Genomic DNA, 19744 nt, shown 5'->3' with positions numbered 1-19744 from the left:
ATGACTAAAGTTCTAGCAATAGGAATAGCTGTAATTTTTATATTAACAAGTATATCTACGTTAATAGCAATGTTAGCATCGTCATTATAGGGAAAAAGCTGGTCTTTTGAGACTAGCTTTTTTATTTGAACAAATCTATTATTTATATATGGTCGTACAATAAATAATTATAGTGTATCATATTTATATTTATAATAAAAAATAAAATAGTATGTGGTATACTATTTACTAAAATAAGTATATAATATATAATTTTCTATGAAATATAATAAAGGAGATGGGAAATTAATGGATAGAAATTTAGCATTAGAACTTGTAAGAGTAACAGAAGCAGCGGCCTTAGTATCTTCTCAGTTTATGGGAAGAGGAGATAAAAATGGAGCGGATGGAGCTGCTGTAGAAGCGATGAGAAGAGCTTTTGAATCTGTGAAAATTAATGGAGAAGTAGTTATTGGTGAAGGTGAATTAGATGAAGCACCCATGCTTTATATAGGGGAAAAGGTTGGATTACAAACAGAGGATTCTATGGAAGTTGATATAGCTGTGGATCCCCTTGATGGAACTACACTAATAGCAAAAGGACTTCCAAATGCCATATCAGTAATAGCTGTTGGAAAAAAGGGTTCCCTACTTCATGCCCCAGACACATATATGAAAAAGATTGTTGTTGGGCCAAAAGCAAAAGGATGTATAGACCTAGATAAAAGTGTTGAAGAGAATATACTAAGTGTAGCAAAAGCTTTAGGTAAAAAAACTACGCAAATGACAATAATGACACAAGATAGAGAAAGACATAATTATATAATTGAACCAGCTAGAAAATTAGGTTGCCAAATAAGAATGTTTGGCGATGGAGATGTAGCTACAGGCATTGCAACTTGTTTTGAAGAAACTGGTGTGGATATACTTATGGGAATCGGTGGAGGACCAGAAGGTGTAATAACAGCAGCAGCTATAAAATGTATGGGTGGAGATATGCAAGCTCAAATTTACCCTATGAGTGAACAAGAAAAAAACAGATGTCATGAGATGGGACTATCTGATGAAGATATAGAAAAGAAATTAACGTTAGAAGATTTAGCTAAAGGTGATGATTTATTCTTTGCTGCTACAGGAATTACAGAAGGAAATTTATTAAAAGGTGTAATAAATGTGGGGGATAATAAAGCTAAAACTGAATCTATTGTAATGAGAGGAAAGACAGGAACAATAAGATTTGTAGATGCGACTCATAACCTTGATAAAAATGAAATACTTATTGATTTAATGAAAAAATATAATATGGAATAAATAAAAAGTGGGCAAACTGTCCACTTTTTATAAATTTAAATGTTTTTTATGTAGAAGTAGAACTTACTAAAGTGGTAGGAAGGGATTCGTCTACACATGGAACAAAAGTATCTTGTTAGTTACCTTAAAAGTAGGACCTATGTAGTGTATTAAACAAAGTAAATTTTTTGTTTTTTGGTGAATAAATTTACAAATAATAGTAAAAATAATAAAAAAGATAAGAACTAGGAGTTTTACGTGTTGACCATGATATTTAATAGTGATATTATTAGTTTATTAAATTTCATATTTAAAAAAATTACTTTTCTTTTTCACACCCTATATTCCCTATAAAATTAAAATTTAATTACGGCCTTAAATAAAATGTGAGGAGGTTCCTTTGAATTTGGAAAATATAACAATGGAAGAATTGAGTAAAAAGACTTTAGCAGAGCTTAGACAAATAGCTAAAGACTTAGATATAAAATCAGTCACTAAATACAAAAAAAATGAATTAATTGAGTTAATTAATAGCAACTCAAAAAATAGTCATGAAAAAGACAAGAAAATATTAAGTAATAATGGAGTAAGCACAAATAAAGAATATCTTAATGGAGATATAGAGGCTAAAGAACAAAAACAGGGAATAGAAAATATAGATAATAGTGGGGATAGAAATAAACAATTTATTAATAGAAATAGTGATACGGAAAATTTAAAACCTGGTGAAAAATTAGATAATAGATCTTATGTAAAAACTCATAGTAGAGAAAATCAAAACAACTCTCGTAATTTCAACAACAATAATAAAACTTCAAGTATGGAAAATAGAAATCAGAGAAATAATAAAGGTAATTATGTACCAAAAGTTGTTGAAGAATCTAAAATAATTAATGAGTTCAACACTTCTAAAGATGATGAAGTAGTTGGAGTTTTAGAAATACTTCCTGATGGATTTGGTTTCTTAAGAGGATCTAACTATCAATCTACAGATGAAGACGTATATGTTTCTCCATCTCAAATAAGAAGATTTAATCTCCAAACAGGGGATAAAGTTAGAGGTATAACAAGACATCCAAAAACAGGAGAAAAGTTTAGAGCACTACTATTTGTACAGAAAGTTAATGAGGAGAATCCAGAAACTTGTATAAATAGAAAATCATTTGTTAACTTAACACCAATATACCCAGAAGAAAGACTAACACTTGAAAAAAGTCAAAACGAAATATCAACTAGATTAATTGACTTAATTTCACCAATAGGAAAGGGACAAAGGGGTCTTATAGTTGCGCCACCAAAGGCAGGTAAAACTATACTTCTTAAAAGTGTAGCTAATAGCATTGCAAAAAACCATCCTAATGTGGAATTAATAGTATTATTAATAGATGAAAGACCAGAAGAAGTTACAGATATGAGAGAATCTATTAATGGAGATGTTATTTATTCAACATTTGACCAAGTATCAAATCATCATGTTAAAGTAGCAGAAATGGTACTAAATAGAGCTCAAAGACTTGTTGAACATGGAAAAGATGTTGTAATACTTCTTGATAGTATAACAAGATTAGCAAGAGCTTATAACTTAACAATATCACCAACAGGAAGAACTTTATCAGGAGGTCTTGACCCAGGAGCATTACATGGACCTAAAAAATTCTTTGGAGCAGCTAGAAATATTAGACAAGGTGGTTCATTAACAATACTTGCTACTGCATTAGTAGAAACAGGTTCTAGAATGGACGATGTAATCTTTGAAGAATTTAAAGGTACTGGTAATATGGAGTTGCATCTAGATAGAAAACTTGCTGAAAAGAGAATATTCCCTGCTGTGGATATTTATAAGTCAGGAACAAGAAGAGAAGATTTATTACTTACAGAAGAAGAAAAAACGGCTTTATGGAAATTAAGAAAAGAAATGAGTAATAATTCTATATTAGAAGTCACAGATAACTTAATCGATGCGTTAAAGAAAGCAAAAAATAATGAAGAATTTATAAGAAGTATTAAGTAAAAAATATAAACCTAAAATCATATGATGAAGAAATACAAAAATCCTTGTATCACTAAAAAACATGTGATATAATGATGTAGTTGAAGATGAAAACTTAAAATTAATATAATTAATTTAGAATATAATTGAAAAAGAGGTGACTAAGAATGCAAAAAGATATACAACCAAAATACAATGCAGTTGAAGTACACTGTGCATGTGGAAATACTTTCATGGCTGGTTCAACTAAGGACGAAATAAGAGTTGAAATATGTTCAGAGTGCCATCCTTTCTATACTGGAAAGCAAAAGAACATAGAAAAAGGTGGAAGAATCGACAAATTTAAAAAGAGATTCCAAATGGATTAATTATTGTAAAAAAAGGGGTTGGTTATCCAACCCCTATTTTATTTCCCTAATTACTAAAAAATACATAATTTTAGAATATTATCAATAATAACATTAGATAAAAGCTTAGGAGGTTCGAAAATATGTATAGACCAGTAAACCATGGTTATATTGAAGTAGTAGTTGGACCTATGTATAGTGGAAAGAGCGAAGAATTAATAAGAAGATTAAAAAGAGCTAAAATTGCAAAACAAAATATTATTGTATTTAAACCTCATATAGATGATAGATATAGTAAGAAAGATGTTGTATCTCATAATGGGGACAGTATAGAAGCTATTCCAATAAAAAAAGCATTGAGTATTTATGATTTAATAGATGAAGATGTTCGAGTTGTTGGCATAGATGAAGTGCAATTTTTTGATGAAGAAATAGTAGATATTGCTGTTGACTTAGCTAACAAGGGAGTAAGGGTTATTGTAGCAGGTTTAGATATGGATTTCAAAGGAGAGCCATTTGGTCCTACACCAAGACTTTTAGCAGTTGCAGAATTTGTAGATAAGATTCAAGCTATTTGCTCTGTGTGTGGTCAACCGGCAACAAGATCACAAAGATTAATAGATGGAAAACCAGCAAGATATGATGATCCTATTATTCAAGTAGGTGCTGTAGAAAGTTATGAAGCCAGATGCAGAAAGTGTCATGTGGTGAAATAAATTATTAACCCCTTAAAAGTATAATATAATACTCTAAGGGGAATTTTTATATTATAATAGTTTTAGAGTTATAAAAATTATTATGAGGAGTATTATCATGAAAAAGCAAAGTGTTGGAGGGCAAGCTGTAATTGAAGGAGTTATGATGCAGTCTAAAAATTACAGAGCAATTGCTGTTAGAAAGAGTAATGGAGAAATTGAATTAAAAAAACAGATAATACAAAGCTGGATAAAAGATAAAAAAATAGATAAGATACCTTTTTTAAGAGGTTCATTTATATTATTTGAAACTATGATACAAGGTATGAAAAGCTTGAACTATTCATCGGAATTTTTTTTAGGAGAAGACGAGGCAGAGGAAGATGCAATAGATAGATTTCTAAAAAGAATATTTAAAGATAAAGCCAATGATGCAATTATGGCAGTATCTCTTATTTTAGCAATGATTCTTTCTATTGGATTATTTGTATTAATACCAACATCTATAGGCGGGTTATTTTCATCATTTATACACAATAATATAGTGCTTAATTTGATTGAAGGTTTATTTAGAATATGTATATTAATACTATATATGTTGTTAATATCTAGAAATAAAGATATAAAAAGAACATTTATGTATCATGGAGCAGAACATAAGGCTATTTATTGCTATGAAAGTGGTTTAGAATTAACAGTAGAAAATGCAAGAAAATTTACAACGCTACATCCTAGATGTGGTACAAACTTTTTATTTATAGTAATGGCAACATCAATTATATTATTTTCTTTCTTTGGATGGCCCAATATTCTAGCTAGAATAGCGATGAGAATATTATGCATACCTATAGTTGCTGGCATATCTTATGAAATAATAAAATTTCTTGGGAAATATAATAATATATTGAGTAAAATTGTTGCATACCCAGGAATGATGCTTCAACATATTACTACAAAAGAACCAAATGATGAACAATTAGAGGTTGCGATAAAAGCATTAAAGGCTGTAATTTAAGAGAAATAAGGGAGAAACTTATGACTATTAAGGAAATAATTATAAGATATTCGAAAGAACTTGAAGAAATAAGTCCTACACCGAGACTTGATGTGGAAATATTACTACAAAAAGTCCTTGGTGTAGATAGATTATATATACTTTTAAACTTAGAGAAATCTTTAAGTGAAAATGAAGAAAAGCTATTTAGTAAATTTATAAATGAAAGATTAAACAATAGACCTATTGCTTATATTGTGAGAAATCGTGAATTTATGGGATTAGACTTTTATGTTCAAGAAGGTGTTTTAATACCAAGACCTGATACGGAAGTATTAGTAGAAGAAGTTATTGAGCTAGGTAAAAACAAAGGTACTATAAATATTCTTGATATTGGGACGGGATCGGGAGCTATTACAGTAAGCTTAGCTAAATATTTAGATAATGCAAAGGTTACTTCTATAGACATATCAGATATAGCCTTAGAAATAGGAAAAAAGAATGCTATAAATAACCATGTAGATGATAGGATAACTTTTATTAAATCAGATTTATTTACAAATATAGATAAAGATATGAAATTTGATATAATAGTATCCAATCCTCCATATATAAAAAGAGAAGTTATTGAAACTTTAGATAAACAAGTAAAAGATTTTGAGCCGTACAATGCTTTAGAGGGTGGAATCGATGGCTTGGATTTTTATAGATCAATAACAAAAGGAGCTAAAAACTTCCTTAAAAAAGGAGGCATTTTAGCCTATGAAGTAGGTCATGATCAAAGCGAAGATGTTAGTAAGTTAATGAAGAGAGATGGATATACTAATATATATACTAAAAAAGACCTACAACAAATTGACAGAGTTGTTATAGGTAGTGTTTTATGATATAATGAATTGCTTGAAATTGTACGAAAAAAGAGGTGAACGGTATGTTAAACAAACTACAGGTTTTAGAAGATAAATATATAGATTTAACTGAAAAAATCAGTGATATGGAAATAATAAATGACCAAAAGGTTTGGCAAAAGTATATGAAAGAACATGCAGATTTAGAGCCTATCGTTTTTAAATACAGAGAATATAGAAATGTATTAAATGACCTTAGTGAATCTAAAGCTATATTAGAAGAAGAATCTGATGAGGATCTAAGAGAGTTAGCTAAAATGGAAATATCTGAACTAGAAGGCCAAGTTGAACCATTAGAAGCAGAGTTGAAAATTCTTTTATTACCAAAAGACCCTAATGATGATAAAAACGTTATAGTTGAAATAAGAGGTGGAGCAGGCGGAGATGAAGCAGCTCTATTTGCTGGGAATTTATTCAGAATGTATTCTAGATATGCTGAAAGAAGAAGATGGAAAATGGAACTTTTAAGTGCCAGTGATACTGGTGTTGGAGGGTACAAAGAAGTATCTTTCTTAATAAAAGGTAAAGGTGCTTACTCAAGACTTAAATATGAGTCAGGAGTTCACAGAGTTCAAAGAATACCAGCTACTGAATCTGGAGGAAGAATTCATACTTCAACTGCAACAGTTGCAGTTTTACCAGAAGTGGAGGATGTAGAAGTAGAAATAAGCCCAAATGATTTAAGAATAGACGTATTCCGTGCATCGGGAAATGGTGGACAATGTGTAAATACAACTGACTCAGCTGTAAGAATCACTCATTTACCTACTGGTGAAGTTGTGTCTTGCCAAGACGAAAAATCACAATTGAAAAATAAAGAAAAAGCTTTAAAAGTATTAAAAGCTAGACTTTATGATAAAGCTTTATCAGATCAACATGACGAAGTTGCTGCAGAGAGAAGAAGTCAGGTTGGTACTGGTGATAGATCTGAGAGAATAAGAACTTACAATTATCCACAAGGTAGAGTAAGTGATCATAGAATAAACTTAACTCTTTATAAGTTAGAACAATTTTTAGATGGTGATCTAGACGAGATGATAGATGCGCTAATTACGGAAGATCAAACTAAAAAGATGACAGCAATATAAAATCCCTAAATTTTTAGGGATTTTTTCTATAACCACTTAAATATAATTGAATATAGTGATATATTAATATATAAATATGGGGTGAGTTAAATAGAATGATACTAAAAGTCACATTGATAGGACTATTGGCTGGAGTATTGGGTACAGGAATTGGTGGAATAGTATCTGCAATATTTAGAAAAGAAGTAGATAAGTATCTTAATTTTTGTATGGGATTTTCCGGTGGAATTATGTTAGCTGTAGTAGTTTTTGATTTGATGAAAGAGGCAATGGAATTAAGTGGTTTAATTTATACGGTAGTATTTACATTTATGGGTGTACTACTAACAATGTTTATTAAGAGTAGACTAGATTTCGCTGAAGATATGAAGTCGGGATATTTAATATTCATAAGTATACTATTACATAATCTGCCAGAAGGATTGGCAATAGGTTCATCTTTTGTATCAGCACAAACTCTAGGGGTAACTCTTGCTATAGTGATTGGAGTACATAATATACCAGAAGGACTGGCTACGGCTCTAAGTTTGGCCGGTGCTAGAGTTCCTACAAAAAAAATAATTTTATTTACATTCATAGCAGGCATACCTATGGGAATAGGTAGCTTTTTAGGTGTATATTTTGCAGGAGTTTTTAAATCTTTAATCGGTGTATTTCTATCTTTGGCAGCAGGAACAATGTTATTTGTAGTTTTAGATGAAATAATGCCAAAATCTAAAAGTCTATATAGTATAATAGGTTTTTTAACAGGTACAATAATTGTATATTGTATATAGATTTACTAAAGAAGGGAGTGATAAACAAAATGACATTTATAAGTGAAATTGACGAGAAACATATAAATAAAGAGGAAATAAAAAAACAAGCGGAAATATTAAAAGAAGGAAAAACAGTAATATTTCCAACAGAAACAGTTTATGGATTAGGAGCAAATGCTCTTGATGAAAACGCTGTAAGTAAAATTTATGAGGCAAAAGGGCGACCTAGTGATAATCCATTAATAGTACATATATATGATAAAAAACAAGTGAATGACCTAGCAAAAGATATTAATGAAAATGCACAGATTATAATGAATAAATTTTGGCCAGGTCCGATAACTATTATATTGAAGAAAAAAGATATAGTACCAATGAGAACTAGTGGTGGTCTAGACACGGTTGCAATTAGAATGCCTTCTAACCCTATTGCAAAGGCTCTTTTAGAGGAAGTTAAATTACCAATTGCAGCTCCATCTGCTAATATTTCAGGAAGGCCATCACCGACAAGAGGGAAACATGTGCATGAAGAAATGAACAATAGAGTAGATGGAATTATTTTGGGGGGAGATTGTACTTTCGGTCTAGAATCAACAGTACTAGACCTAACAAATGATATTCCTACTATATTAAGACCAGGTAGTATTACAAAAGAAGATCTAGAAAAAGCTATTGGTCAGGTAAATATTGATCCGGCTTTAGAAAAAAAAGAAGATAATATTAAAGCAAAAGCACCTGGAATGAAATATAAGCATTACTCGCCAAACGCAGATGTATATATTGTATCAGGTAATATAGATAATGTTGTGAAAAAAGTAAATGAATTATCTTATGATGGGGCTAAAAGGGGATTAAAATGTGCAGTAATGTGCTTGGAAGAAAATAATAATAAATATAAATGTGATACAATAGTATTAGGTCGAAATTTAGAGGAAGTTGCATCAAATTTATTTGATGCTCTTATAACTGCAGATGAGAACGAATATGATATTGTATATACAGAGGAATTTTCTCATTTTGGAGTTGGTAGAGCTATAATGAATAGGCTACTTAAATCTGCTGGGTATAAAATAATAAAAGTATAAAATAATAAAAATATGAAGTAGAAAAGTTAAAAAACAATTATTATAAAATTAACAATGATATTTTAAAACGAAAAAAATACAAAATATGGTTAATTTGAAATATTCTGAATGAAATTTAAATAAAAACTAATAAAATATTAAAAAAAGTTGCGCTTTTCTATGGAGTATTAATAAAAAATTATGTATAATTAAATAAACTAGTTAAAAAAAAATCAAACATAAAAAATGCTATTTGATTGAAATAATTATCACAAGTTTTAAAAGATAATTACTTTACATACTAAAAAGGAGTTCTAATTATGAGAATAGGTTTGGGATGTGACCACGGAGGATTTAATTTAAAATCAGACATTATTGATTTTCTAGAATCGAAAGGAATAGAGTACGTAGATTTTGGGACAAATAATGCGCAAGATTCAGTAGATTATCCGATATATGGAGAGAAAGTTGCGAATGCAGTTATTTCAAAAGAAGTAGATTATGGAATTGTATGTTGTGGAACCGGAATAGGAATATCATTAGCAGCAAATAAAATTCCTGGTATAAGATGTGCTGTTGTTTCAGACGTTTTTTCAGCAAAAATGTCTAAGGCACACAACAATGCAAATATGTTATCTCTTGGAGAAAGAGTATTAGGAAGAGGCCTTGCATTAGAAATAGTAGAAGCTTGGATTAATACAGAATTTGAAGGAGATAGACATTTAAAAAGAGTTAACATGATAGTTGATATAGAAAAAAAGCATAATAAATAGGAGGTTTAATAGTAATGAGCAAAGTTATAGTTACGGATCATCCGTTAATACAACACAAATTAACAATAATGAGAGATAAAGAAACTGGGTCTAAAGACTTTAGAGAATTATTAACAGAGATAACAATGTTAATGGGTTATGAAGTTACTAGAGATTTACAATTAGTTGATGTAGAAATAGAAACACCTGTTGTAAAAAGTACTCAAAAAATGATATCAGGTAAAAAATTAGGAATAGTACCTATATTAAGAGCAGGGCTTGGAATGGTTGATGGATTTATAAGTTTAATACCAGCAGCTAAAGTTGGTCACTTAGGTCTTTATAGAGATCCTGAAACACTAAAGCCAGTTGAATATTACTCTAAATTTCCACAAGATATAGATGAAAGAGAAATGATAGTAGTTGATCCAATGCTTGCAACAGGTGGTTCAGCAGTGGCAGCTATAGATGTTTTAAAAGCAAGAGGAGCGAAAAGCATAAAGTTAGTTAACTTAGTTGCAGCCCCAGAAGGTATAGCTGAAGTGCAAAAATATCACAGTGATGTAGATATATATGTGGCAGCTATAGATGAAAAATTAAATGATCACGGATACATAGTTCCAGGATTAGGAGATGCTGGAGATAGATTATTTGGTACTAAATAGTATATCTTAAGGAATCTATTGATTAAATAGATTCCTTATTATAGATAAAATAACTATATTCTTAGTATAGAGGAGCATAGTTTTATATGAGTAATAAAAAAAGTACAGGTGCACAAATAGCACAAATGCTTTCTTTAATAAGTCAGCTAGGCATTATGATGGTTGTTTCCATATTTGGATGTTTTTTTATAGGCAAATTTATCGATGATAAATTAAATACAGAACCTATTTTCATGCTAATATTTTTAGTATTGGGGGTAGGAGGAGCTTTTATGTCTGTATATAAAACTGTAATTGGATACACAAAAAGGAAGTGATAGAATATGGATATAAAGGTACAAAAAGAAGTTAAAGAAATAACAAAGGGTATATGTATATATGCCATTATAATAGGAATAATATCTTTAGTTATTTCTAAACAACCAATCCACGTAATATTGGGAGTTGCTTTTGGTAGTATAATTGCTATACTTAATTTTAGGTTATTAGCAATTACCCTTGAAAAGGCAGCAGACATGCCACCAGGAAAAGCCCAAGCTTATTCCGGAATTAGATATTTGATAAGGATGTTTATTGTAGCAGTAGTTTTATTTGTTTCAGTAAAAAATCCAAATATACATGTTATAGGTACAGTCTTAGGATTAATAAGTACTCAGATTGTTATATTTATAAAAAAACTTATAATATCAAGAATATCGAGAAAGGAGGTATAAATAAGTGAAGTATACACAATGGGTCATTGAATTTGCAAATGGTTTTAAAATTAGTGAAACTGTTGTAACTAGTTGGATTATAATGGTAGCGTTAATAATAATAGCATTTTTATTAACAAGAAATCTGCAACCAGTACCAACCACAAAAAGACAAATTATGTTAGAGTATGCCGTTGGATCACTTAGAGGCCTTATTCATAGTAACATGGGTGATGATATAGAAAAAAGAATGCCTAATATATTCCCTTATATTGGATCTTTATTTCTTTTCTTCGTATGTTCCAACTTGATTGGTTTATTAGGTTTTAAGTCGCCAACTACTGATGTAGACACAACTTTAGCCTGGGCTTTAATTACTTGCTTCTTAATTTATTACGAAGGGGTTAAAGCTAAAGGACCAGGATACTTTAAAGGTTTATTAGAACCAGTTCCGTTATTATTACCACTTAACATAGTAGGTGAATTTGCTAGACCAATATCGCTTACATTCCGTCCATTTGGTAATATTTTAGGAGGAACAGTAATTATGGGATTACTTTATCAATTACTAGCATTTATATCATCATTGATACCAAATGTTTCAATTCCATTCTTACAATTATTAATACCAGTACCATTACATTTCTACTTTGATTTATTTGCAGGATGTTTACAAGCATTTATATTCATAATGCTTACAATGGTATTTGTTTCAAACTCAACAGAGTAAAATATATGCAAATTAAATATTGGCATATTAGAATAATAATAAAAAATAAAAGTTAAAATTCGAGGAGGATTAAAATTATGGAAATTACTACTTTACAACAAGGAATCGCTATAGCAGGTTCTGCAATAGGTGCAGGTATAGCAGTTATATCTGGTATAGGTGCAGGGATAGGTCAAGGATATGCAGCTGGTAAAGGTGCAGAAGCTGTTGGTAATCAACCAGAAGCTAAAGGAGATATAATCTCTACAATGCTATTAGGTGCTGCAGTTGCAGAGTCTACAGGTATATATGGTCTTGTTATATCTATAATCTTAATATTCGCTAATCCATGGATATAGAATTGAAGATGATTTGTAATAAGATTTTATAGTTAGGAGAAATTATAAATTACTCTCCTAACTATAAATTATGGATGATGGAAAGGAGGATTAGTAGATGGGTGTTAAACCAGTAGTAACCATAACTTGGGAATTAGCTATTCAGATAATAAATACAATTGTTTTATTTTGGATACTAAGAAAAATTTTATTCAAACCAGTTTTGAATATAATAGATGCTAGAGAAAAGGCAATAAAAACAGATATAGCTACAGGTGAGCAAGCGAAAAGTGAAGGTTTAGCTTTTAAAGCTGAATATGAACAAAAACTTGCAGTTGCTAAAGATGAAGGTCAAGAAATCATTAAGCAAGCAACTTTTAGAGCTGAGCAAAAGTCTGATGAAATAATATCTACTGCAAAAGAAGAAGCAACTAGCTTAAAAGAAAGAGCTAATAAAGATATAGTACAAGAAAAAGAAAAAGTTATGAATGAACTTAAAAATGATATTTCTAACATAGCTATACTTGCTGCTTCTAAGGTAATTGAAAAAGATATTGACCAAGATAAACATGAGGAAATGATAAACAAATTTATCGAAGAGGTGGGCGAAGCTAAATGATAGATATAATAGCTAACAGATATGCAGAAGCCCTATTCCAACTAAGTGAAGATGAAAATATCACTAAAGAAATTTATAATGAATTACACAATGTAGTAGAGACAGTAAAAAACAATAAGGATTTAGATAATGTTTTAAGATCGCCTTTAGTGGCTAAAATCGAAAAGGTTAAATTAATTGAATCATTATTTAATAATAAAATAAATAATAACTTAAAAAATTTCTTAAAGATACTAGTTGAGAAGGGAAGAATATCTTCTTTAAAATCAATAGAATTAACATTTAAGCAATTACTAAATGATAAAAATAATATAATTGAAGGTACTGTAATAAGTGCCATTCCTTTAACTGATAAAAAAGTTAAAGAACTTGAAGAAAAGCTTTCAAAAAAATATAATAAAAATGTTACTTTAGAGAATAAAGTTGACCAAAGTATATTAGGTGGGGTTTTAGTAAGATTAGGAAATACTCAAATTGACGGATCTGTAAAAACTCGTTTAGATAATATAAAAGACCAACTTTCTCAAGTAATTTCTTAGGAGGGCGGTGAACCCATGAACTTAAGACCTGAAGAAATAAGTTCTATAATTAAACAACAAATTAAGAATTATGATAACAAAATAGAAATGACTGATACTGGTAGCGTACTAAAAGTAGGTGACGGTATCGCAACTATATACGGACTAGAAAACGTAATGTCTAGTGAACTTTTAGAATTCCCTGGAGAGATATATGGAATGGCCCTTAACTTAGAGGAAGATGTTGTTGGGGCTGTTATATTTGGTGATGACAGTGGAATCAAAGAAGGAGATATAGTTAAAAGAACAGGAAGAATAGTTGAAGTTCCTGTTGGAGACGCATTAATAGGTAGAGTTGTAAGTCCACTTGGTTTACCTATAGACGGTAAAGGACCTATAAACACTGACAAAACAAGACCAGTTGAAAGTAAAGCACCTGGTATAATGGCAAGACAATCAGTTTGTGAACCATTACAAACTGGTATAAAAGCTATAGACTCTATGATACCAATAGGTAGAGGACAAAGAGAGCTTATCATAGGTGATAGACAAACTGGTAAGACTTCTATAGTTATAGATACTATATTAAACCAAAAAGGTAAAGATGTTATATGTATATACGTTGCAATAGGACAAAAACGTTCTACAGTTGCACAACTTGTTAGTACATTAGAAAAAGGTGGAGCAATGGATTACACAATAGTTGTATCAGCTACAGCTTCTGAATCTGCACCACTTCAATACCTTGCACCATATGCAGGAGCTGCAATGGGTGAAGAGTTCATGTTCAATGGTAAACATGTTCTAATAGTATATGATGATTTAAGTAAACAAGCAGTTGCTTACAGAGAAATGTCATTACTACTTAGAAGACCACCAGGACGTGAAGCTTATCCAGGAGATGTATTCTACCTACATTCAAGATTGCTAGAAAGAGCTGCTAAGTTATCTGATGAATTAGGCGGAGGATCTATGACTGCACTTCCAATCATAGAAACTCAAGCAGGAGATGTTTCTGCATATATACCAACTAACGTTATATCAATAACTGATGGACAAATATACTTACAACCAGAATTATTCTATTCAGGTATAAGACCAGCAGTTGACCCTGGTATATCAGTATCAAGGGTTGGTGGTGATGCTCAAATTAAATCAATGAAAAAAGTTGCAGGTACATTAAAACTTGCTTACTCACAATATAGAGAACTTGCATCATTCTCTCAATTTGGATCAGACTTAGATGAAGATACTAAGAAGAGACTTGCTCAAGGGGAAAGAATAGTTGCTGTTTTAAAACAAAATGAAACTGACCCTATAGCAGTTCAAGACCAAGTTATGATAATATTTGCTGTTATAAATAACTTCTTAGAAGATGTACCAGTAAATAATGTAGCAAGATTTGAAAAAGAATTATTCAGATTTGTGGATGAAAACTATCCAGAAGTATCTAAAAAAATATTAGCAGCAGAAGATTTCTCTTCTGATTTAACAAACGCAATAGTAGAATTTAAGAAAAAGTTTGTTGTTGAAGCGTAATCCTTTTTACAAAAGGAGGTAAATTAATTGGCAGGAGCTGGAATTAAAGAGATTAAAACGCGTATTAACAGTGTTAATAGTACAAAGCAGGTTACTAAAGCTATGGAACTTGTTGCTTCTTCAAAAATGAGAAAAGCAAAAGATAGAGCTTTAGCAGCTAGACCGTACTTTGGAACAATGTACGATACAGTGAAGGATATAGCTACAAGTACTCGTGGTGTTAGAAATGTATTCTTAAAACAAAGAGAAGTAAAAAATAGATGTTATATTATTGTTGCAGGAGATAGAGGACTTGCAGGAGGATATAACTCAAATATAATGAAATTAACGCTTAGTCATATGGATGGAAAAAAAGAAAAAGTTATGACTGTAGGGAAAAAGGCTACGGAATTTTTCCAAAAGAGAGGTTATGACATATTAAAGTCAGCAGAAAGTGTTGAAAAATGTGACTATGATGAAACATTAGCTTTTGCAGAGGAAGCTATGGATTTATATAAAAAAGGTGAAATTGATGAAGTATATATGGTATATACAGAATTTGTATCTCCTTTAACTCAAAACCCAAAATTATTAAAAGTGCTACCTTTGGCATTTGAAAAAGAAGAAAATAAGGAAACAAAAGAGCAAGCTGCAAAAGGAGCTAGAGTTCAATATTTACCATCGGCAGAGGTTGTTTTAGGTCATATAATACCTAAATATGTTTCTGGTATAGTTTATGATGGAGTTATAGAATCTTTCGCATCAGAACAAGCTGCGAGAAGAACTGCAATGAGTTCAGCAACGGATAATGCAGACGATATGCTATCTAATTTAGAATTGAGTTACAACAGAGCAAGACAATCAGCTGTAACTCAAGAAATAACAGAGATAGTAGGCGGAGTAGAGGCTCTAAAATAAGGAGGTTAGGAAATGGCCAACGTAGGGAAAATAGTATCAATCGTAGGTGTTGTACTAGATGTTAAGTTTGATAATGAAAATAGCCTACCTAACTTATTAAACGCATTAGTTATAAAGTTAGGAGATCAAGAAATAGTTGCTGAAGTTGCACAACATATAGGTGATGATACAGTTAGGTGTATATCAATGAGTGCTACAGATGGACTAGTTAGAGGAATGGAAGCAATAGACACAGGAAGACCAATAAGTGTTCCTGTTGGAGATGCTACATTAGGAAGAATATTCAACGTTCTTGGAGAACCAGTTGACGATGAACCAGCACCTAAAGATGCACCGGAGTTACCTATACATAGATCGGCTCCAGAGTATAATGATATAGCAAGTACTGCTGAAATACTTGAAACAGGTATAAAAGTAGTTGACTTATTAGTACCATACTTAAAAGGTGGTAAAATAGGTTTATTCGGTGGTGCAGGAGTTGGAAAAACAGTTCTTATACAAGAACTTATAAATAATATAGCTAAACAACACGGTGGTATATCAGTATTCGCAGGTGTTGGAGAAAGAACAAGAGAAGGTAATGACCTTTACCATGAAATGAAGGATTCTGGAGTTATAAATAAAACAGCTCTAGTATTCGGACAAATGAACGAGCCACCAGGAGCTAGAATGAGGGTTGCCTTATCTGGACTTACTATGGCTGAGTATTTCAGAGATGAACAAAACCAAGACGTTCTTTTATTCGTAGATAATATATTCCGTTTCACACAAGCAGGTTCTGAAGTTTCTGCCCTACTTGGACGTATGCCTTCAGCAGTTGGATACCAACCAACGCTTGCTACAGAAATGGGTAACTTACAAGAAAGAATAACATCAACTAAGAAAGGATCTATAACATCTGTTCAAGCTGTTTACGTACCTGCGGATGACTTAACTGACCCAGCGCCAGCAACAACATTCGCTCACTTAGATGCAAAAACAGTTTTATCTAGATCTATAGCATCTCTAGGAATATACCCTGCAGTTGATCCACTTGAATCAACTTCAAGAGTACTAGATCCTAAAATAGTTGGTGAAGAACACTATGAAGTAGCTAGAAGAGTGCAATCTATACTTCAAAGATACAAAGAATTACAAGATATAATAGCTATACTTGGTATGGATGAATTATCTGATGAGGATAAAATAATAGTTGCTCGTGCAAGAAAGATACAAAGATTCCTTTCTCAATCTTTCACAGTTGCAGAACAATTTACAGGATTCCCAGGTAAATATGTACCAGTTAAAGAAACTGTAAGAGGTTTCAAAGAAATACTTGAAGGAAAACATGACGACTTACCAGAATCAGCATTCTTATTTGTTGGATCAATAGATGAAGCTGTTGCGAAAGCAAAGGAGAGTAGATAGGTCATGGCAAATATATTTGCATTAGAAATAGTTACTCCAAGTGAAGTTTTTTACCAAGGTGAGGTGGAAATGGTTATAACTAGAACAACACAAGGTGATAGGGCCATATTAAAAGATCATATACCTTTCGTTGTTGGTTTAGTTGATGGAGAATTAAGAATAAAAAAAGATGGCAAGTTTAAATCTGGCCAAATATCTGGTGGTTTCATGACTGTTAGTAAAGAAAAAACTACTATACTAACTGAAACTGCTAAATGGAACGATTAAGTCTGTTGACTTATAATATTACTTAAAAAGACTAGGAATTATCCTAGTCTTTTTACTTTGTCTAAAACTAATATTTAGTGCATAGAAATAAAAATATTATTAACAGTAATAGAATTGCTTATAATAAGGTAAGATAATTATATTAGAGATGATTTATGGGAGAAAATAATGAATATTTTAGATATAGGGACAGATATTATAGAAGTAAAGACAATTAAAAATGCATTAAATAAAAGAGGTGATTTTCTAAAAAAATATTCACAGAAACAGAATTAGAAATGTTTGAGGAGAAGGGAAATAATTCTCAAACCATAGGAGGAAACTTTGTAGCAAAAGAAGCTATTAGTAAATCTTTAGGATTGGGCATGAGGGGTTATAATTTTAAAGATATAGAAATACTGAGAAATAATTTAGGGAAGGCTATAGTAAATACTTATAATAATTTAAAACAAATTTGCATACAATATAGTGTTTTAGAAATAAAGGTAAGCATATCCCATAGTGAGAACTATGTTGTTGCAAATGCTATAACAATTACAACGTAAAAATAAGATATATTTAAATATACCAATGAATAAAAATATATTAGGAGGTACTTCGTGAAAAATAAGTGTTATTCATTACTAATAATAATTGTTTCAATAATTACTCTATATAGTGTTGGGTGTGGAAGAAAAGAATATACAAAAGAAGAAATATATGAGGATTTTCAAAATCAAATTTCAAAAATTGAATCATATACTTGTAATGCAAAAGTAGAAGCTATAGGAAATAAGGATAATACTACCTATGTTTTCAAACACACATATAAAAAGCCGGATTATTATAAGTTAGAAGTCAAGTCACCGAAGAATTTACAAGGAAAGACTATTGAATATAAGGGAGAAAAAGTTCTAGTTAAAAACCCTAGTATTAATGATACAATAGAGCTTCCTAATATGAATAATGATAGTCACTATTTATTTATTGGAGATTTTATAAAAAACTATATGCAAAATGAGTCAATAATTTTAGAAGTTACAGAGAGTGAATTAAAAATACAAACAGAAATACCAGGGGATAATGAATATTTTAAAAAACAAATTTTATATGTAGATAATAAGACTAAAAATCCAAATAAAATGGAAATACTAGATAATGAAGATAAACCTATATTTATAGTAACATATGAAGATTTTAAGTATGAAAAGTAAAAAAGTAGTATAAACAACTTAAGAGAAATCTAGATGACATAATAATTTGTTTTACCAAAATAAAAAAGATATTAAAAGTCATAACGAAGCTATTATTAATGAATAAGTTGTATAGTAAATTTTTGCTCCAAAAACTATGATTTAAGACATAAAAAAAGTTGTGTAGGTTATAATATTTAACGTGAGGTGTATAAAAATAAATTTAACTTTGTTTACTAAATACACGATAAATGAACGTACTTATATGGAAACAAATGCAATTTTACAATTAGTTAGGAATCTGATAGAATATAAGAGATATTGTTCTCTGGGAGGCGATTTTGTGAGCAATAAAAATAAAGAAAAAATTATGTTTACTTTACCCGATTATATTTTATCTGAAGTAGATCAAATAGTTCAGATGGAAAATAGTAATAGGGAAGATTTTGCAAAGGCTGCTTTTCAGTTTTATATAACCCAAAAAAAGAAAATCAACTTAAAAGAAAGTATGATAAAGGGTTATAAAGAAATGGCTAAAATCAACTTATCATTAGCGGAGCTTGGTATGACAGATGATATATCTTTGGATGATGATTCTGAAGGAGATATAGCTAAAGTTGAATAATCTTGGCTTAGATATTAAGCGAGGAGATTTATTTTATGCAGATTTAAGTCCAGTTATTGGCTCGGAGCAGGGAGGCGTTAGACCTGTTTTAATAATCCAAAATAATATAGGAAATAAGTATAGCCCAACGGTTATAATTGCTGCTATAACATCCCAGATTAATAAAGCAAAATTGCCTACTCATATAGAAATAAGTTCCAGTGAATATGGACTTAATAAAGATTCTGTAATTCTCTTAGAGCAAATTAGAACCATAGACAAAAAACGGCTGAGAGAAAAAATAGGTTATCTAGATAATAAAACGATGCTAAAAGTAAATAATGGACTGCAAATAAGTTTAGATTTATTTAGCATATAAAAATTATTGATATAGTAGCATATCAATAATTTTTTTGTTTTATATACAAAAAACACAAAAAAACACCATAAAG

General features: G+C 30.6%; 25 protein-coding genes. All 25 read left to right on the top strand.

Features of this window, described 5'->3' with window-relative positions; genetic code table 11:
• The first annotated feature begins 288 nt into the window (after window positions 1-288).
• The 25 genes from glpX (at window position 289) to K0040_RS08190 (ending at window position 19671) form a co-directional block, all read left to right on the top strand.
• Complete coding sequence (gene glpX / locus K0040_RS08310; RefSeq protein WP_228108442.1) at window positions 289-1290, top strand: class II fructose-bisphosphatase; 1002 nt, start codon at window positions 289-291, stop codon at window positions 1288-1290.
• 400 nt (window positions 1291-1690) lie between these two features.
• Window positions 1691-3280 (top strand): transcription termination factor Rho, encoded by a 1590-nt coding sequence (gene rho, locus K0040_RS08305; RefSeq protein ID WP_228108467.1) that lies wholly within the window; start codon window positions 1691-1693, stop codon window positions 3278-3280.
• Window positions 3281-3426: 146 nt separating this feature from the next.
• A complete protein-coding gene (gene rpmE, locus K0040_RS08300) occupies window positions 3427-3627 on the top strand; it encodes a 50S ribosomal protein L31 (RefSeq protein WP_228108441.1) in 201 nt (66 codons plus the stop codon).
• 122 nt (window positions 3628-3749) lie between these two features.
• Entirely contained in the window at window positions 3750-4322 is a 573-nt protein-coding gene (locus K0040_RS08295) for a thymidine kinase (RefSeq protein ID WP_228108440.1), read from the top strand.
• Window positions 4323-4419: 97 nt separating this feature from the next.
• Window positions 4420-5316: a DUF1385 domain-containing protein gene (locus K0040_RS08290; protein ID WP_228108439.1), complete on the top strand. Its 897-nt coding sequence runs from the start codon at window positions 4420-4422 to the stop codon at window positions 5314-5316.
• A gap of 20 nt (window positions 5317-5336) precedes the next feature.
• A complete protein-coding gene (gene prmC / locus K0040_RS08285; RefSeq protein ID WP_228108438.1) occupies window positions 5337-6182 on the top strand; it encodes a peptide chain release factor N(5)-glutamine methyltransferase in 846 nt (281 codons plus the stop codon).
• 44 nt (window positions 6183-6226) lie between these two features.
• The gene (gene prfA, locus K0040_RS08280; protein WP_228108437.1) at window positions 6227-7291 is read left to right on the top strand and encodes a peptide chain release factor 1; all 1065 of its coding nucleotides are present in this window, start codon (window positions 6227-6229) and stop codon (window positions 7289-7291) included.
• 95 nt (window positions 7292-7386) lie between these two features.
• On the top strand, window positions 7387-8067 hold the full coding sequence (locus tag K0040_RS08275) for a ZIP family metal transporter (RefSeq protein ID WP_228108436.1): 681 nt from the start codon (window positions 7387-7389) through the stop codon (window positions 8065-8067).
• 29 nt (window positions 8068-8096) lie between these two features.
• Complete coding sequence (locus tag K0040_RS08270; protein ID WP_228108435.1) at window positions 8097-9134, top strand: L-threonylcarbamoyladenylate synthase; 1038 nt, start codon at window positions 8097-8099, stop codon at window positions 9132-9134.
• 299 nt (window positions 9135-9433) lie between these two features.
• Entirely contained in the window at window positions 9434-9886 is a 453-nt protein-coding gene (gene rpiB / locus K0040_RS08265; protein WP_228108434.1) for a ribose 5-phosphate isomerase B, read from the top strand.
• A gap of 14 nt (window positions 9887-9900) precedes the next feature.
• On the top strand, window positions 9901-10530 hold the full coding sequence (upp, locus tag K0040_RS08260) for a uracil phosphoribosyltransferase (protein ID WP_074919685.1): 630 nt from the start codon (window positions 9901-9903) through the stop codon (window positions 10528-10530).
• Window positions 10531-10616: 86 nt separating this feature from the next.
• Complete coding sequence (locus K0040_RS08255) at window positions 10617-10847, top strand: AtpZ/AtpI family protein (RefSeq protein WP_228108433.1); 231 nt, start codon at window positions 10617-10619, stop codon at window positions 10845-10847.
• A gap of 6 nt (window positions 10848-10853) precedes the next feature.
• Entirely contained in the window at window positions 10854-11243 is a 390-nt protein-coding gene (locus K0040_RS08250) for an ATP synthase subunit I (protein ID WP_228108432.1), read from the top strand.
• A 4-nt stretch (window positions 11244-11247) separates the two neighbouring features.
• Window positions 11248-11952, top strand: coding sequence for a F0F1 ATP synthase subunit A (gene atpB / locus K0040_RS08245; protein WP_228108431.1), 705 nt, complete (start codon window positions 11248-11250; stop codon window positions 11950-11952).
• A 77-nt stretch (window positions 11953-12029) separates the two neighbouring features.
• Window positions 12030-12290, top strand: coding sequence for an ATP synthase F0 subunit C (gene atpE / locus K0040_RS08240; protein ID WP_074919682.1), 261 nt, complete (start codon window positions 12030-12032; stop codon window positions 12288-12290).
• Between the two features lie 97 nt (window positions 12291-12387).
• Window positions 12388-12888 carry a F0F1 ATP synthase subunit B gene (atpF, locus tag K0040_RS08235; protein ID WP_228108430.1) on the top strand — a complete coding sequence of 167 codons (501 nt, stop codon included), beginning with the start codon at window positions 12388-12390 and terminating at the stop codon, window positions 12886-12888.
• Window positions 12885-13427: a F0F1 ATP synthase subunit delta gene (locus K0040_RS08230; RefSeq protein WP_228108429.1), complete on the top strand. Its 543-nt coding sequence runs from the start codon at window positions 12885-12887 to the stop codon at window positions 13425-13427. Before atpF ends, K0040_RS08230 begins: the two co-directional genes overlap by 4 nt.
• A gap of 15 nt (window positions 13428-13442) precedes the next feature.
• Entirely contained in the window at window positions 13443-14945 is a 1503-nt protein-coding gene (atpA, locus tag K0040_RS08225) for a F0F1 ATP synthase subunit alpha (protein ID WP_074919679.1), read from the top strand.
• A gap of 27 nt (window positions 14946-14972) precedes the next feature.
• Complete coding sequence (atpG, locus tag K0040_RS08220; protein ID WP_228108428.1) at window positions 14973-15842, top strand: ATP synthase F1 subunit gamma; 870 nt, start codon at window positions 14973-14975, stop codon at window positions 15840-15842.
• 12 nt (window positions 15843-15854) lie between these two features.
• Window positions 15855-17249, top strand: a complete 1395-nt coding sequence (gene atpD, locus K0040_RS08215) for a F0F1 ATP synthase subunit beta (protein ID WP_074919677.1) — start codon at window positions 15855-15857, stop codon at window positions 17247-17249.
• A gap of 3 nt (window positions 17250-17252) precedes the next feature.
• Window positions 17253-17516, top strand: coding sequence for a F0F1 ATP synthase subunit epsilon (locus K0040_RS08210; RefSeq protein WP_083399426.1), 264 nt, complete (start codon window positions 17253-17255; stop codon window positions 17514-17516).
• A 278-nt stretch (window positions 17517-17794) separates the two neighbouring features.
• On the top strand, window positions 17795-18061 hold the full coding sequence (locus tag K0040_RS08205) for a holo-ACP synthase (protein WP_265588834.1): 267 nt from the start codon (window positions 17795-17797) through the stop codon (window positions 18059-18061).
• Window positions 18062-18115: 54 nt separating this feature from the next.
• Window positions 18116-18709, top strand: coding sequence for a germination lipoprotein GerS (gene gerS, locus K0040_RS08200; protein ID WP_228108427.1), 594 nt, complete (start codon window positions 18116-18118; stop codon window positions 18707-18709).
• Between the two features lie 322 nt (window positions 18710-19031).
• Window positions 19032-19313: an antitoxin gene (locus K0040_RS08195; protein WP_228108426.1), complete on the top strand. Its 282-nt coding sequence runs from the start codon at window positions 19032-19034 to the stop codon at window positions 19311-19313.
• Window positions 19306-19671 (top strand): type II toxin-antitoxin system PemK/MazF family toxin, encoded by a 366-nt coding sequence (locus K0040_RS08190; RefSeq protein ID WP_074919675.1) that lies wholly within the window; start codon window positions 19306-19308, stop codon window positions 19669-19671. Before K0040_RS08195 ends, K0040_RS08190 begins: the two co-directional genes overlap by 8 nt.
• Window positions 19672-19744 lie beyond the last annotated feature (73 nt).

Origin of the sequence: Terrisporobacter petrolearius, assembly GCF_020748185.1 — a bacterium.
GTDB classification, from domain to species: domain Bacteria; phylum Bacillota; class Clostridia; order Peptostreptococcales; family Peptostreptococcaceae; genus Terrisporobacter; species Terrisporobacter petrolearius.
Note: the sequence above shows the minus strand (reverse complement) of the source record. Positions and strands in the feature narration are given on the sequence as shown.

Coding starts and splice junctions, on each gene's coding strand:
- rho (WP_228108467.1), top strand. CDS start 1,691: ATGGAAGAATTGAGTAAAAAGACTTTAGCAGAGCTTAGACAAATAGCT.
- prmC (WP_228108438.1), top strand. CDS start 5,337: ATGACTATTAAGGAAATAATTATAAGATATTCGAAAGAACTTGAAGAA.
- atpF (WP_228108430.1), top strand. CDS start 12,388: ATGGGTGTTAAACCAGTAGTAACCATAACTTGGGAATTAGCTATTCAG.
- rpmE (WP_228108441.1), top strand. CDS start 3,427: ATGCAAAAAGATATACAACCAAAATACAATGCAGTTGAAGTACACTGT.
- K0040_RS08270 (WP_228108435.1), top strand. CDS start 8,097: ATGACATTTATAAGTGAAATTGACGAGAAACATATAAATAAAGAGGAA.
- K0040_RS08255 (WP_228108433.1), top strand. CDS start 10,617: ATGAGTAATAAAAAAAGTACAGGTGCACAAATAGCACAAATGCTTTCT.
- K0040_RS08230 (WP_228108429.1), top strand. CDS start 12,885: ATGATAGATATAATAGCTAACAGATATGCAGAAGCCCTATTCCAACTA.
- prfA (WP_228108437.1), top strand. CDS start 6,227: ATGTTAAACAAACTACAGGTTTTAGAAGATAAATATATAGATTTAACT.
- K0040_RS08210 (WP_083399426.1), top strand. CDS start 17,253: ATGGCAAATATATTTGCATTAGAAATAGTTACTCCAAGTGAAGTTTTT.
- K0040_RS08290 (WP_228108439.1), top strand. CDS start 4,420: ATGAAAAAGCAAAGTGTTGGAGGGCAAGCTGTAATTGAAGGAGTTATG.
- atpA (WP_074919679.1), top strand. CDS start 13,443: ATGAACTTAAGACCTGAAGAAATAAGTTCTATAATTAAACAACAAATT.
- K0040_RS08205 (WP_265588834.1), top strand. CDS start 17,795: ATGTTTGAGGAGAAGGGAAATAATTCTCAAACCATAGGAGGAAACTTT.
- K0040_RS08250 (WP_228108432.1), top strand. CDS start 10,854: ATGGATATAAAGGTACAAAAAGAAGTTAAAGAAATAACAAAGGGTATA.
- atpE (WP_074919682.1), top strand. CDS start 12,030: ATGGAAATTACTACTTTACAACAAGGAATCGCTATAGCAGGTTCTGCA.
- rpiB (WP_228108434.1), top strand. CDS start 9,434: ATGAGAATAGGTTTGGGATGTGACCACGGAGGATTTAATTTAAAATCA.
- upp (WP_074919685.1), top strand. CDS start 9,901: ATGAGCAAAGTTATAGTTACGGATCATCCGTTAATACAACACAAATTA.
- K0040_RS08275 (WP_228108436.1), top strand. CDS start 7,387: ATGATACTAAAAGTCACATTGATAGGACTATTGGCTGGAGTATTGGGT.
- atpD (WP_074919677.1), top strand. CDS start 15,855: ATGGCCAACGTAGGGAAAATAGTATCAATCGTAGGTGTTGTACTAGAT.
- K0040_RS08295 (WP_228108440.1), top strand. CDS start 3,750: ATGTATAGACCAGTAAACCATGGTTATATTGAAGTAGTAGTTGGACCT.
- glpX (WP_228108442.1), top strand. CDS start 289: ATGGATAGAAATTTAGCATTAGAACTTGTAAGAGTAACAGAAGCAGCG.